The sequence below is a fragment of the Streptomyces sindenensis genome, from assembly GCF_014649035.1.
Lineage (GTDB): Bacteria > Actinomycetota > Actinomycetes > Streptomycetales > Streptomycetaceae > Streptomyces > Streptomyces sindenensis.
The window spans coordinates 105,443-119,644 of the sequence record NZ_BMSG01000009.1 but is presented as its reverse complement, the minus strand read 5'-3'; the positions used below and the strand labels follow the sequence as shown (position 1 = coordinate 119,644).

Annotated in this window: 12 protein-coding genes; 10 read left to right on the top strand and 2 right to left on the bottom strand. The window is 71.3% G+C overall.

What is annotated here, in order from left to right; genetic code table 11:
- Nucleotides 1-20: 20 nt before the first annotated feature.
- A complete protein-coding gene (locus tag IE145_RS13225; protein ID WP_189521126.1) occupies nucleotides 21-722 on the bottom strand; it encodes a DUF2470 domain-containing protein in 702 nt (233 codons plus the stop codon).
- A gap of 191 nt (nucleotides 723-913) precedes the next feature.
- Between IE145_RS13225 and rpsD the strand changes: the two genes are divergently transcribed.
- Nucleotides 914-1,528 carry a 30S ribosomal protein S4 gene (rpsD, locus tag IE145_RS13220; RefSeq protein ID WP_006123201.1) on the top strand — a complete coding sequence of 205 codons (615 nt, stop codon included), beginning with the start codon at nucleotides 914-916 and terminating at the stop codon, nucleotides 1,526-1,528.
- Between the two features lie 17 nt (nucleotides 1,529-1,545).
- On the opposite strand, the gene IE145_RS13215 is transcribed toward rpsD, so the two are convergent.
- Nucleotides 1,546-3,759, bottom strand: coding sequence for an ATP-binding protein (locus IE145_RS13215; RefSeq protein WP_189521124.1), 2,214 nt, complete (start codon nucleotides 3,757-3,759; stop codon nucleotides 1,546-1,548).
- Nucleotides 3,760-3,979: 220 nt separating this feature from the next.
- Here IE145_RS13215 and IE145_RS13210 point away from each other — a divergent pair, with 220 nt between their 5' ends.
- From IE145_RS13210 to aroQ, 9 genes are all read left to right on the top strand, one after another.
- Nucleotides 3,980-4,441, top strand: coding sequence for a DUF948 domain-containing protein (locus IE145_RS13210; RefSeq protein WP_189521122.1), 462 nt, complete (start codon nucleotides 3,980-3,982; stop codon nucleotides 4,439-4,441).
- A gap of 7 nt (nucleotides 4,442-4,448) precedes the next feature.
- Entirely contained in the window at nucleotides 4,449-4,796 is a 348-nt protein-coding gene (locus IE145_RS13205) for a DUF6167 family protein (protein ID WP_189521121.1), read from the top strand.
- Nucleotides 4,796-7,465, top strand: coding sequence for an alanine--tRNA ligase (gene alaS, locus IE145_RS13200; RefSeq protein ID WP_189521119.1), 2,670 nt, complete (start codon nucleotides 4,796-4,798; stop codon nucleotides 7,463-7,465). The genes IE145_RS13205 and alaS overlap by 1 nt, the downstream gene beginning before the upstream one ends.
- A gap of 8 nt (nucleotides 7,466-7,473) precedes the next feature.
- Nucleotides 7,474-7,947, top strand: a complete 474-nt coding sequence (gene ruvX, locus IE145_RS13195; RefSeq protein ID WP_189521272.1) for a Holliday junction resolvase RuvX — start codon at nucleotides 7,474-7,476, stop codon at nucleotides 7,945-7,947.
- A 98-nt stretch (nucleotides 7,948-8,045) separates the two neighbouring features.
- A complete protein-coding gene (gene mltG / locus IE145_RS13190; RefSeq protein WP_189521117.1) occupies nucleotides 8,046-9,833 on the top strand; it encodes an endolytic transglycosylase MltG in 1,788 nt (595 codons plus the stop codon).
- Nucleotides 9,830-10,657: a shikimate dehydrogenase gene (locus IE145_RS13185; protein WP_189521115.1), complete on the top strand. Its 828-nt coding sequence runs from the start codon at nucleotides 9,830-9,832 to the stop codon at nucleotides 10,655-10,657. The genes mltG and IE145_RS13185 overlap by 4 nt, the downstream gene beginning before the upstream one ends.
- 153 nt (nucleotides 10,658-10,810) lie before the next feature.
- Complete coding sequence (gene aroC, locus IE145_RS13180) at nucleotides 10,811-11,995, top strand: chorismate synthase (protein ID WP_030712602.1); 1,185 nt, start codon at nucleotides 10,811-10,813, stop codon at nucleotides 11,993-11,995.
- Complete coding sequence (aroB, locus tag IE145_RS13175; protein WP_189521113.1) at nucleotides 11,992-13,629, top strand: 3-dehydroquinate synthase; 1,638 nt, start codon at nucleotides 11,992-11,994, stop codon at nucleotides 13,627-13,629. The genes aroC and aroB overlap by 4 nt, the downstream gene beginning before the upstream one ends.
- Nucleotides 13,626-14,066 (top strand): type II 3-dehydroquinate dehydratase, encoded by a 441-nt coding sequence (gene aroQ / locus IE145_RS13170; protein WP_189521111.1) that lies wholly within the window; start codon nucleotides 13,626-13,628, stop codon nucleotides 14,064-14,066. The genes aroB and aroQ overlap by 4 nt, the downstream gene beginning before the upstream one ends.
- The last annotated feature ends 136 nt before the right edge of the window (nucleotides 14,067-14,202 follow it).

Below are 14,202 nucleotides of genomic sequence, written 5' to 3'. Positions count from 1 at the left end.
TCGTCCTCATGCCGCCCGGATCAGGACGCGGCCGCCTCGAACAGGGAGTGCATGGCGCGGCGCAGCTCGGTGACGTCCCGCACGGGCTCGGGGAACTCGAAGCGGGCGTCGAAGCAGGCGTCCCTGCTCTCGATGAAGCGGACCCGCAACCCGAAGCGGTCCAGCGCCACCGGCACCGCGCCCGGCTGGTTCGGCGCGCACACCCGGGCGGTCCGCTCGCCCAGCAGCCCGCACAGCGTGCGCATCTGCTCGTCGTGGGCGGAGGCCAGGTGCTGGAGCAGCTCCGCCTCGTGGAGGACCAGCGGGTCGGGAGCCGCGTCGCGGAAGTCCTCCGGCTCGATGTCCTCGGCGCCCCAGAGGTCGTCCACGTACGCCTCGCCGAACTCCAGGCGCAGCATCATCCGGCCGGGCTCGGCGACGCCGGGGACGGAGGTCAGCCAGCCGGAGACCCAGGCGCGGCCCCGGATCCGGTGCGGCACGGAGACGGGAGCGACGTCCGTGATCTCCAGCACGGCGGTCAGCTCGTCGTCCTGCGCGTGCGTCGCGGCCCGGACCGCCGGGGAATCCGCGGCGAACTGGAGGAACACATCGCCCTCGGGCCCCACGCTCCGGCTGTCCGGAATCAGGGGTTCGGCGCGGGCCGGTTCCAGCCCCGGTACGACGAGCAGCGCGGAGCAGGTACTCTGTACGAGAGTTCGTGTGCGCTCGGCTGCTGACGGCATCCGAGTGTTTTCTAGCCCGCTGGGACGCGGCTGACCACGATCTGATCGGCCTTCCGTCGTAGCAGCACCCTTCTCTGAGGTGCTGCCGCTGTCTGTGCTGTCCGTGACGTGAGTGGTGTTCCCAGGGCGAGACATGCGATCTCCTTGAGTAAGGTAAGCCTAACCTAACCTACAACGGAGGTCTGGAGAACGTGCCTAACCAGTCGCGTCCCAAGGTCAAGAAGTCGCGTGCCCTCGGCATCGCCCTGACGCCCAAGGCTGTCAAGTACTTCGAAGCTCGTCCGTACCCGCCGGGCGAGCACGGCCGTGGCCGCAAGCAGAACTCGGACTACAAGGTCCGTCTGCTGGAGAAGCAGCGCCTGCGTGCGCAGTACGACATCAGCGAGCGCCAGATGGCGCGCGCCTACGACCGTGCCAAGAAGGCCGAGGGCAAGACGGGCGAGGCGCTGGTCGTCGAGCTCGAGCGCCGTCTCGACGCCCTGGTCCTGCGTTCGGGCATCGCCCGCACCATCTACCAGGCCCGTCAGATGGTCGTCCACGGCCACATCGAGGTCAACGGTGGCAAGGTCGACAAGCCGTCCTTCCGCGTGCGCCCGGACGACATCGTCCAGGTCCGCGAGCGCAGCCGCTCCAAGGTCCCCTTCCAGGTGGCCCGCGAGGGTGGCTACGACACCGAGGGTGAGACCCCGCGCTACCTCCAGGTGAACCTGAAGGCCCTGGCCTTCCGCCTGGACCGGGACCCGAACCGCAAGGAGATCCCGGTGATCTGCGACGAGCAGCTCGTCGTCGAGTACTACGCCCGCTGATCCAGGCGTAGCCGCTCTCACCAGCGCTCCGGCCCGCCCCTCCCTGTCATCCGGGAGGCGGCGGGCCTTCGCGTTCCCCCGGGCCCGCCCGGCGCCGGCGCCCCGCCCACGCCCGGCGCGTCCACCGGCGCACCCGGTCCGCCACCGGCCAGGGCCCGGTCGACCGCCGCGGCCGGATCCAGTCGCCTCCCCACCCGCAGCCCCTCCTCGTACGCCGCGTTCCCCAGCTCCCGGCGCGCCTGCTCCTCGCACTCCACCCGCGGCCGCCCGTAGAACGCCGAGCCGAACAGCTGCAGCCCCACCGACGGCCAGATGCCCTCCGCCGCCCCCTGGAGCACGGCGGCCTCCCCGGCGTCTCCCTCCACCGCCGTCACCAGCGCCAGCAGCTCCAGCGACAGCACCGTGCCCAGCAGATCGTTGAACGTCCGGCCGATCGTCAGGCACTCGCCGAGCATCTGCCGCGCCCGGGCCGGCCGCCCCCGCCGCAGCGCCGCGTACGCCAGGACATACAGCGCGTACGCCAGCGCCCACCGCTCCCCGTGGTCCTCGCAGACCTCCCGGACCTCGTCGCAGATCACCGCCGCCGCGTCCGTATCGCCGAGGAACGCCACCGCCATGGCCAGCTCCACCTGCGCCATCAGGACGTTGCTGTTCAGCTCGCCGACCTCGCGGTACCGGCCCAGCGCCTCGCGCAGCAGCTCCTCGGCGCGCTCCAGGTCGTCGGTCACGATCGCCAGACACCCGGTGCGGTGCACCGCGTACGCCAGCGCCGTCGCGTCCCCGCGGCGCTCGGCCTCCTCCCGGCACTCCTGGAGCGCCGAGATCGCGCCCACCGCGTCGCCCTGGAGCACCGCCACGTAACCCAGCACCCACAGCACCTTCAGCCGTGCGGCATCGTGCGGGGTCGGCTCCTCCAGTACGTGGTCCAGCCAGTGCCGCCCCTCGGACAGCCGCCCGCAGCCGGTCCAGTAGAACCACAGGGTGCCCGCCAGATGCTGCGCGAGATGCACCTCGTCGGGACTCTCCATCGAACATTCCATCGCCCGGCGAAGATTGGGCAGTTCGCTGTCGATCCGCGCCGCCACCTCCGCCTGGCGCGGACTGAACCAGTCCAGCTCGCACCAGGTCGCGAGCCCCAGGAACCAGTCCCGGTGCCGCCGCCGCAGCCGCTGGGCGTCGCCGGTCGCCGCCAGCCACTGCGCCCCGTAGTCGCTGACCGTGTCCAGCAGCCGGTAGCGGGCCCCGGCCGGGCCGTCCTCGCGCTCCACCACCGACTGCGCGATCAGCTCGTCCAGCACGTCGAGCACCGCGTCGGCCGGCAGATCCGCCCCGCCGCAGATGTACTCGGCCGCCTCCAGATCGAACTGCCCGGCGAACACCGACAGCCGCGCCCACAGAAGCCGTTGCTCGGGCGTGCACAGCTCATGGCTCCAGCCGATCGCCGTCCGCAGCGTCTGATGGCGCGGCGGCGCACCGCGTCGGCCGCCGGTCAGCAGCCGGAACCGGTCGTCGAGGCGCAGCAGCACCTGCTCCACCGAGAGGGCGCGCAGCCGTCCGGCCGCCAGCTCCAGGGCCAGCGGGATGCCGTCGAGGCGACGGCAGAGCTCCAGCACGGCCGACCGCTCGACCGTCGCCGGCTCCCAGCCCGGCCGCACCCCCCGCGCCCGTTCCGTGAAGAGTTCCACCGCGTCCCCGTCGGACATCGGGGCGAGCGGATACGCCCGCTCCCCGTCCACCCGCAGCGGGCAGCGCCCGGCCGCGAGCACCTGGAGGCCCGGGGCCCGGCGCAGCAGATCGGTGACGAGGTCGGCACAGGCGTCGACGAGGTGCTCGAAGCCGTCGATCACCAGCAGCGTCCGGCGCTCGCGGAGGTGCTCGACGAGGACGGCGCGCGGCGGCCGGCTGGTGTGATCGGCCAGCCCCAGGGCGTCGATCAGGGCGTGTTCCAGCAGGCCGGCATCGCGGACGGTGGACAGCTCGGCCAGCAGAACCCCGTCGCAGTACCGTTTCTCCCGGAGCGCGGCGACCCGGATCACGCACCGGGTCTTGCCCACGCCCGCAACCCCGGCGACGGTCACGAGCCGGGACTCCTCCAGCAGCCCGTCCACCTCGGCCAGTTCGTCGTCCCGGCCCACGAACCTGGTCAGTTCGGCCGGGAGGGCACCGGGCGCCGCCACGGGACGGGCGTCGGGATCATCGGGATTCGGGCGAGGGTCCTGCAGGCGTCGCATGAAACACGGAGCGTACTGGCTTGAAAGCTCTCCGTACAATCTCGCCGGACAACTCCGGCCCGGCCCGCGGGGAATGCGGTAGGGGAGGAGATGCGCGGCGCGATAGGCTCGTGGGACGACGATCGGGCGCTCGGGCGGCAGCCGGGCGGCACCGACGGAGACAAGCCCCCGCAGGGGCCGATCGACAAGCAGAGAGCGGTGCACAGTGTCCGGTGGAGAGGTGGCCGGGATCCTCGTGGCCGTCTTCTGGGCGATTCTGGTCTCGTTCCTCGCCGTGGTGCTGGTGAGGCTCGCCCAGACGCTCAGGGCGACCACCAAACTCGTCGCGGACGTGACCGAACAGACCGTTCCGCTGCTGGCCGACGCCTCGGCGACGGTGCGCTCCGCGCAGACCCAGCTGGACAAGGTCGACGCCATCGCGAGCGACGTCCAGGAGGTCACCTCCAACGCCTCCGCGCTCTCCACCACCGTCGCCTCCACCTTCGGCGGCCCCCTCGTCAAGGTCGCCGCCTTCGGCTACGGCGTACGGCAGGCGCTCGGCCGCCGCACCACGCCCGAGCCCGATCCGGAACCGGCGCGGGGCCGTGGCTCCGCCCGCCGTACGGTGATCGTCGGCCGGACCGTACCCTCGGCGCGAGGCCGCAGGAGCCAACGCCGAAACGCCCGCGGACAGAAGGACTGATCGAGCGATGTTCCGCCGCACGTTCTGGTTCACCGCCGGCGCAGCCGCCGGTGTGTGGGCCACCACCAAGGTCAACCGCAAGCTCAAGCAGCTGACGCCCGAGAGCCTCGCGGCGCAGGCCGCGGACAAGGCGATCGAGACCGGTCACAAGCTCAAGGACTTCGCCCTCGACGTACGCGAGGGCATGGTCCGGCGCGAAGCCGAACTGGGCGGCGCCCTCGGCCTGGAGGCCCCGGTCGACCAGGACCTTCCCGTCCAGCGGCACTGGGCGGTCGAAGCGCCCGAAACCGCCGCGCACCCGAACACGTACCGCACGCTTCCCTACAAATCGAACAACCGGAATGAGGACCACTGATGGAGTCGGCTGAAATTCGCCGCCGCTGGCTGAGCTTCTTCGAGGAGCGCGGTCACACTGCCGTGCCTTCGGCGTCGCTCATCGCGGACGACCCGACTCTGCTGCTGGTCCCCGCGGGCATGGTTCCCTTCAAGCCGTACTTCCTCGGCGAGGTCAAGCCGCCCGCCCCGCGCGTCACCAGCGTGCAGAAGTGCGTGCGTACGCCGGACATCGAAGAGGTCGGCAAGACCACCCGCCACGGCACCTTCTTCCAGATGTGCGGCAACTTCTCGTTCGGGGACTACTTCAAGGAAGGGGCCATCCAGCTCGCCTGGGAGGCCCTGACGAACTCCGTCGAGGACGGCGGCTACGGCCTCGACCCCGAGAAGCTCTGGATCACCGTCTACCTCGACGACGACGAGGCCGAAGCCATCTGGCGCGACAAGATCGGCGTTCCCGCCGAGCGCATCCAGCGCCTGGGCAAGAAGGACAACTTCTGGTCCATGGGCGTCCCCGGACCCTGCGGACCCTGCTCGGAGATCAACTACGACCGCGGCCCCGAGTTCGGCGTCGAGGGCGGCCCGGCCGTCAACGACGAGCGGTACGTGGAGATCTGGAACCTGGTCTTCATGCAGTACGAGCGCGGTGCCGGCGACGGCAAGGAGGACTTCCCGATCCTCGGGGACCTGCCGTCCAAGAACATCGACACCGGTCTCGGTCTGGAACGCCTGGCGATGATCCTCCAGGGCGTCCAGAACATGTACGAGACCGACACCCTGCGCGTCGTCATGGACAAGGCCACCGAGCTGACCGGCGTCCGCTACGGCGCCGAGAGCGGCACGGACGTCTCGCTCCGCGTCGTCGCCGACCACATCCGTACGTCGGTGATGCTCATCGGCGACGGCGTCACCCCCGGCAACGAGGGCCGCGGCTACGTGCTGCGCCGCATCATGCGCCGCGCCATCCGCAACATGCGCCTCCTGGGCGCCACCGGCACGGTCGTCAAGGACCTGATCGACGTCGTGATCGACACGATGGGGCAGCAGTACCCCGAGCTGATCACCGACCGCAAGCGCATCGAGACGGTCGCGCTCGCCGAGGAGGCCGCCTTCCTCAAGGCCCTCAAGGGCGGCACCAACATCCTGGAGACCGCGGTCACCGAGACCAAGGCCGCCGGCGGCAAGGTCCTCGCCGGGGACAAGGCGTTCCTGCTCCACGACACCTGGGGCTTCCCGATCGACCTCACCCTGGAGATGGCCGCCGAGCAGGGGCTCTCCGTGGACGAGGACGGCTTCCGCCGCCTCATGCAGGAGCAGCGCGACAAGGCCAAGGCCGACGCCCGCGCCAAGAAGACGGGGCACGCCGACCTCTCCGCCTACCGCGAGGTCGCCGACACCTCCGGCGCCACCGAGTTCACCGGCTACACCAGCGTGGCCGGCGAGTCCACCATCGTCGGCCTGCTGGTCGACGGGGTGCCCTCGCCCGCCGCCACCGAGGGCGACGAGGTCGAGGTCGTCCTCGACCGCACCCCCTTCTACGCCGAGGGCGGCGGCCAGCTCGCCGACACCGGCCGCATCCGGCTCGACACGGGTGCCGTGATCGAGATCCGCGACGTCCAGAAGCCGGTTCCCGGGGTCCACGTCCACAAGGGCGTCGTCCAGGTCGGCGAGGTGACGGTCGGGGCCCCCGTCTTCGCCTCCATCGACGCCACCCGCCGCCGGGCCATCGCCCGCGCCCACAGCGCCACGCACCTCACGCACCAGGCGCTGCGCGACGCGCTCGGCCCGACGGCCGCCCAGGCCGGCTCCGAGAACTCCCCGGGCCGCTTCCGCTTCGACTTCGGCTCGCCCGCCGCCGTCCCCGGCACGGTCCTCACCGACGTGGAGCAGCGGATCAACGAGGTCCTCTCGCGCGAACTCGACGTCCAGGCCGAGGTCATGTCCATCGACGAGGCCAAGAAGCAGGGCGCCATCGCCGAGTTCGGCGAGAAGTACGGCGAGCGGGTCCGCGTCGTCACCATCGGCGACTTCTCCAAGGAGCTGTGCGGCGGCACCCACGTCCACAACACCGCCCAGCTCGGGCTGGTGAAGCTGCTCGGCGAGTCCTCCATCGGCTCCGGCGTGCGCCGCATCGAGGCTCTGGTCGGCGTGGACGCGTACAACTTCCTCGCCAAGGAGCACACGGTCGTCGCCCAGCTCCAGGAGCTGGTCAAGGGCCGTCCCGAGGAGCTGCCCGAGAAGATCGCGGGCATGCTCGGCAAGCTGAAGGACGCCGAGAAGGAGATCGAGAAGTACCGCGCGGAGAAGGTCCTCGCGGCCGCCGCCGGTCTGGTCGACTCCGCCAAGGACGTCCGCGGCGTCGCCCTGGTCACCGGCCAGGTCCCCGACGGCACCTCCGCCGACGACCTGCGCAAGCTGGTCCTGGACGTGCGCGGGCGCATCCAGGGCGACCGCGCGGCCGTCGTGGCCCTGTTCACCACGGCCAACGGCCGCCCGCTCACGGTGATCGCCACCAACGAGGCCGCCCGCGAGCGCGGTCTCAAGGCCGGTGACCTCGTGCGTACGGCCGCGAAGACCCTCGGCGGCGGTGGCGGCGGCAAGCCGGACGTCGCCCAGGGCGGCGGCACGAACCCGGCCGCGATCGGCGACGCCGTCGCCGCGGTCGAACGCCTCGTCAACGAGACGGCGTGACGAGCGCGATGACAGAGATGCGCCGAGGCCGACGGCTCGCCGTCGACGTCGGGGACGCCCGGATCGGGGTCGCCTCGTGCGACCCCGACGGGATCCTGGCCACGCCGGTGGAGACCGTGCCGGGACGCGATGTCCCGGCCGCCCACCGGCGGCTCCGCCAGATCGTGGAGGAGTACGAGCCGATCGAGGTCATCCTCGGTCTGCCGCGCTCCCTCGGCGGCGGCGAGGGCCCGGCGGCGGCCAAGGTCCGTGACTTCGCCCAGGTGTTCGCCCGGTCGATCGCCCCCGTCCCGGTGCGACTCGTGGACGAGAGGATGACCACAGTGACGGCGGCCCAGGGCATGCGCGCCTCGGGCGTGAAGTCCAAGAAGGGCCGATCTGTCATCGACCAGGCTGCCGCTGTGGTGATCCTTCAGAACGCTCTGGAGTCCGAACGGGCGTCAGGTAATCCCCCGGGCGAGGGCGTCGAAGTGGTTGTCTGATCGCGATACGGTAACGTTCCGCGCGATGCGGCGGTGTTCGAATAAACCGCACAGCGAAGCGAAGAGACGGAACGTCGTCTCGCGGCTCTAGGGGATCGATGACTGAGTATGGCCGGGGCCCCGGCTCCGAACCGTGGCATCCCGAGGATCCCCTGTACGGGGACCAGGGATGGGGAGGCCACCAGGCCGCCCACGGCCAGGGCCAGTACGGCGACCAGCAGCAGTCCTATCCGCAGGACCCGTACGCCCAGCAGCACCAGAATCACCAGCAGTACCAGGGGCACCAGCAGCCGTCGTACGACCAGCATCAGCAGTACGGCCAGCAGCAGAACCATCAGCAGCAGTACGGCCAGCAGCAGAACCAGCAGTACGGCCAGCAGCCGTACGGCGCGCCCCAGCAGGACCCGTACGCCCAGCAGCCCGGTGCCCAGCCGCAGTACGACGGCGGTTGGGACACCGGTCAGCAGGCCGCCATGCCGTACGGGGCCGAGCCCCAGGACCCGTACGCGCAGCAGCCCGGCGGCTATGACGCGACGCAGGACTACTACGGCACCCCCGAGGCCTACCCGCCGCCGCAGCCCCCGGGCCGCCGCGAGGCCGCACCCGCGCAGCAGCCCCAGCAGCAGGAACCGACGGACTGGGATCAGGACCAGCCGCAGGAGGAGACACACCCCTTCTTCACCGGTGCCGACGACCCGTCCGACCGCGACCCGCGTGACGACGACGATGACCCGGACGACGACGAATCGCGCCCCTCGCGCCGCGGCCGCGGGGGCAACGAGCGCCGGGGCGGCAAGGGCAAGAAGAAGAGCCGTAGTGGCGTTGCCTGCCTGGTGGTCTCCGTCGTCCTGGTCGGCGGCGTCGGTGGTGTCAGCTACGTCGGCTACACCTTCTGGAAGAAGCAGTTCGGCGCACCGGCCGACTACACCGGGTCGGGCACCGGCGAGCAGGTCGAGGTCGAGATCCCCGAGGGCGCGTTCGGGTACGACATCGCGAACATCCTGCGCAAGAAGGGCGTCATCAAGTCCTCCGACGCCTTCGTGGCCGCCCAGAACGACAACCCGAAGGGCAAGTCGCTCCAGGCGGGCGTCTACCTCCTGAACAAGGAGATGTCGGCGGCCAGTGCTATCACGCTGATGCTCGATCCGAAGAGCCAGAACGCGTTCGTGATCCCTGAGGGGTGGCGTAACGCCAGGGTCTACACCGAGATCGACAAGCGCCTGGAGTTGAAGGAAGGCACCACGGCGAAGATCGCCAAGACCAAGGCGGAGTCGCTGGGTCTGCCCGACTGGGCCGACGACAACCCGGATGTGAAGGACCCGCTGGAGGGGTTCCTCTATCCTGCGGCCTACCCGGTCGCCAAGGGGTCGAAGCCCGAGGACGCGCTGAAGCGGATGGTCGCGCGGGCGAACAAGGAGTACGGCAAGCTCGACCTGGAAGGCAGCGCGAAGAAGCTTGGGCTGAAGACTCCGTGGGAGCTCATCACCGTAGCGAGCCTCGTGCAGGTCGAGGGCAAGTACAAGCACGACTTCGACAAGGTTGCGCGGGTCGTCTACAACCGGCTCAAGCCGGGCAACACGCAAACGGTCGGCCGGCTGGAATTCGACTCGACGGTCAACTACCTCAACGGCAAGAGCACCCTCGATATCGGTTCGGTCGACAAGGTGCGGGAGATCGTCGACCCGTACAACACCTACAGGATCATCGGTCTGCCTCCCGGTCCGATCAGTAATCCGGGCGCGGAGTCACTGCATTCGGCCATGAACCCCACACCGGGTCCCTGGTACTACTTTGTCTCGATCAACGAGGACAAGACCGTCTTCGCCGAGACCAACGACGAGCACGAGAAGAACCGGCGGAAGTATCAAGAGGAGTCCGGCCAGTGAGCGGGATCCGCCGGGCTGCGGTCCTCGGCTCGCCCATCGCCCACTCCCTCTCCCCGGTCCTGCACCGCGCCGCGTACGCCGAGCTGGGCCTCGACGACTGGTCCTATGACCGGTTCGAGGTCGACGAGGCGGCACTGCCCGGGTTCATCGAAGGGCTGGACGCCTCCTGGGCGGGGCTGTCCCTGACCATGCCGCTCAAGCGGGCGATCATCCCGCTGCTCGACGAGGTCAGCGCGACGGCCGCCTCCGTGGAGGCCGTCAACACGGTCGTGTTCACCGAGGACGGCCGTCGCATCGGAGACAACACCGACATCCCCGGCATGGTCGCCGCCCTGCGGGAACGCGGCGTCGACAAGGTGGAATCCGCCGCCGTCCTCGGCGCCGGCGCCACCGCCTCCTCCGCCTTGGCCGCGCTCGCCGTGGTCTGCGCCGGGCCGGTCACGGCGTACGTGCGCAGCCCCGAACGGGCCGCCGAGATGCGCGGCTGGGGGGAGCGGCTCGGGGTCGACGTCATGACCGCCGACTGGGCGGACGGGGCGGCGGCGCTGAGCGCACCCCTGGTCATCGCCACCACCCCTGCGGGCGCGACGGACGCCTTCACCGGCTCCGTGCCCGAGGCTCCGGGCATCCTCTTCGACGTGCTGTACGAGCCGTGGCCCACCCGGCTCGCGGCCGCCTGGTCCGCGCCGGGCGGGGCGGTCGTCGGCGGACTCGACCTCCTTGTTCACCAGGCGCTGCTCCAGGTCGAGCAGATGACCGGCCGGATCCCGGCGCCGCTGGCCGCCATGCGGCAGGCCGGGGAGGCCGCGCTCGCTGCTCGCTGACCGTCGGCCGCGGGTGTCCACGGCCCTCGCCGGTCCGTCTGCTGGACCGGCGACCGGATCGTGCCCTCGTTCGTGGGAGGATCGGGAGTGGCGGGCCAGGGCCGCGCACCCGGTGGCGCCGTTGGATTTCAGGCGCGAGCATGAGGAGCACCGTTGAGCAGGTTGCGCTGGCTGACCGCGGGGGAGTCGCACGGCCCCGCACTGGTGGCGACGCTGGAGGGTCTTCCCGCCGGTGTCCCGATCACCACGGAGATGGTCGCGGAGGCGCTGGCCCGGCGACGGCTCGGCTACGGCCGCGGCGCGCGGATGAAGTTCGAGAAGGACGAGGTCACCTTCCTCGGCGGCGTACGCCACGGGCTCACCATGGGCTCCCCGGTCGCCGTCATGGTCGGCAACACCGAGTGGCCCAAGTGGGAGCAGGTCATGTCGGCCGACCCGGTCGACCCCGAGGAGCTGGCCCAGCTCGCCCGCAACGCCCCGCTGACCCGGCCCCGGCCCGGCCACGCCGACCTCGCGGGGATGCAGAAGTACGGCTTCGACGAGGCCCGGCCGGTCCTGGAGCGCGCCAGCGCCCGGGAGACCGCCGCCCGCGTCGCCCTCGGGACCGTCGCCCGCTCCTACCTCAAGGAGACCGCGGGCATCGAGATCGTCAGCCATGTCGTCGAGCTGGCCGCCGCCAAGGCGCCGTACGGCGTCGTCCCCGTCCCCGGCGACGTGGAGAAGCTGGACGCCGACCCGGTCCGCTGCCTGGACGCCGACGCGTCCAAGGCGATGGTGGCCGAGATCGACCAGGCCCACAAGGACGGCGACACCCTCGGCGGCGTCGTCGAGGTGCTCGCGTACGGCGTGCCCGTCGGGCTCGGCTCGCACGTGCACTGGGACCGGCGCCTGGACGCCCGGCTCGCCGCCGCGCTCATGGGCATCCAGGCGATCAAGGGTGTCGAGGTCGGCGACGGCTTCGAGCTGGCCCGGGTCCCCGGATCGAAGGCGCACGACGAGATCGTCGCCACCGACGAGGGCATCCGGCGCACCTCCGGGCGGTCCGGCGGCACCGAGGGCGGGCTCACCACCGGTGAGCTGCTGCGCGTCCGCGCCGCGATGAAGCCCATCGCGACCGTGCCGCGCGCGCTGGCCACCGTGGACGTCACCACCGGCGAGGCCACCAAGGCCCACCACCAGCGCTCCGACGTCTGCGCCGTCCCGGCCGCGGGCATCGTCGCGGAGGCGATGGTCGCCCTGGTCCTGGCCGACGCGGTCGCGGAGAAGTTCGGCGGCGACAGCGTGGCCGAGACCCGCCGCAACGTCCAGTCGTACCTCGACCACCTCCAGATCCGATGAGCGGCCCCCTGGTCGTCCTCGTCGGTCCGATGGGCGTCGGCAAGTCCACCGTCGGCGAACTGCTCGCCGCCCGGCTCGGCACCACCTACCGGGACACCGACGCGGACGTCGTCGCCGAGGCCGGCAAGCCGATCGCGGAGATCTTCTACGACGAGGGCGAGGAGCACTTCCGTGCCCTGGAGCGCCGCGCCGTCGCCGCGGCCGTCGCCGGGCACCCGGGCGTCCTCTCCCTCGGTGGCGGAGCCGTCCTGGACGGGGCGACCAGGAAGCTGCTGGCCGGCCGGCCGGTCGTCTACCTCTCCATGGACGTGGACGAGGCCGTCCGCCGCGTCGGGCTCGGCGCCGCACGTCCGCTGCTCGCGGTCAACCCGCGCCGGCAGTGGCGCGAGCTGATGGACGCCCGCCGCCATCTCTACGAAGAGGTCGCCCGTACCGTCGTCGCGACCGACGAGAACACCCCCGAAGAGGTCGCCCAGGCGATCATCGACGCACTGGAACTGCCGGAGGGCCAAGCCGCCCCCGGCGTGGAGAACACCGGCATGACGCAGCAGGGCCCCACCCGCATCCAGGTCGCAGGCTCCGCGGGCTCCGACCCGTACGAGGTCCTCGTCGGCCACCAGCTCCTCGGCGAGCTGCCCCAGCTCATCGGCGACCGTGCGAAGCGGGTCGCCGTCCTGCACCCCGAGGCGCTCGCCGAGACCGGTGAGGCGGTCCGTGAGGACCTCGCCGCCCAGGGGTACGAGGCCATCGCGATCCAGCTGCCCAACGCGGAGGAGGCCAAGACCGTCGAGGTCGCCGCCTACTGCTGGAAGGCGCTCGGCCAGACCGGCTTCACCCGCACCGACGTCATCGTCGGCATCGGTGGCGGGGCCACCACGGACGTCGCCGGATTCGTCGCCGCCAGCTGGCTGCGCGGGGTCCGCTGGATCGCCGTCCCGACCACCGTGCTCGGCATGGTCGACGCGGCCGTCGGCGGCAAGACCGGCATCAACACCGCCGAGGGCAAGAACCTGGTCGGCGCCTTCCACCCGCCCGCCGGGGTCCTCTGCGACCTCGCCGCCCTGGAGTCACTGCCGGTCCACGACTACGTCTCCGGCATGGCCGAGATCATCAAGGCCGGGTTCATCGCCGACCCCGTCATCCTCGACCTGGTCGAGGCCGACCCCGAGGGGGCCCGTACGCCCTCCGGGCCGCACACCGCCGAGCTGATCGAGCGCTCCATCCGGGTCAAGGCCGAGGTGGTCTCCAGCGACCTCAAGGAGTCCGGGCTCCGCGAGATCCTCAACTACGGCCACACGCTGGGCCACGCGATCGAGAAGAACGAGCGCTACAAGTGGCGCCACGGCGCGGCCGTCTCCATCGGCATGGTCTTCGCCGCCGAGCTGGGCCGGCTCGCCGGACGCCTCGACGACGCCACCGCCGACCGGCACCGCACCATCCTGGAGTCGGTGGGCCTGCCGCTCACCTACCGCGGCGACCAGTGGCCCAAGCTGCTGGAGAACATGAAGCTCGACAAGAAGTCCCGCGGCGACCTGCTGCGCTTCATCGTCCTGGACGGCATCGGCAAGCCCACCGTCCTGGAGGGCCCCGACCCGGCCGTGCTGCTCGCCGCCTACGGGGAGGTCTCCGCGTGACCCGCAGGGTCCTCGTCCTCAACGGCCCCAACCTCGGCCGGCTCGGCTCGCGCGAGCCCGACGTCTACGGGGCCACCTCCTACGCCGGACTCGTCGAGACCTGCACCACGCTCGGCAAGGAGCTCGGCTTCGACGTCGACGTACGCGAGACCAACGACGAGGGCGAGCTGATCCGCTGGCTCCACGAGGCGGCGGACGGCTCCATCCCGGTCGTTCTCAACCCGGGCGCCTTCACGCACTACTCGTACGGCATGCGGGACGCGGCCGCCCAGCGCACCGCCCCGCTGATCGAGGTGCACATCTCCAACCCGTACACCCGCGAGGAGTTCCGGCACACCTCCGTGGTCGCCGCAGTGGCCACGGGCACGGTGGCCGGGTTCGGCATCGGCTCCTACCGCCTCGCCCTGCGCGCCCTCGCCGACGAACTGACGGGCTGACACCCCTCGGTTCCCGTCCGTCCCGCCGCTCGGCCGGCGGGCACTTCGCACCCTCCCGGGCCGTTCACCCCGAGACGGCCCGGGAAGGTACGGTAGCCCTCCCAGCAGCGCCAGTTGCAGTGACGAGACGGAGTGG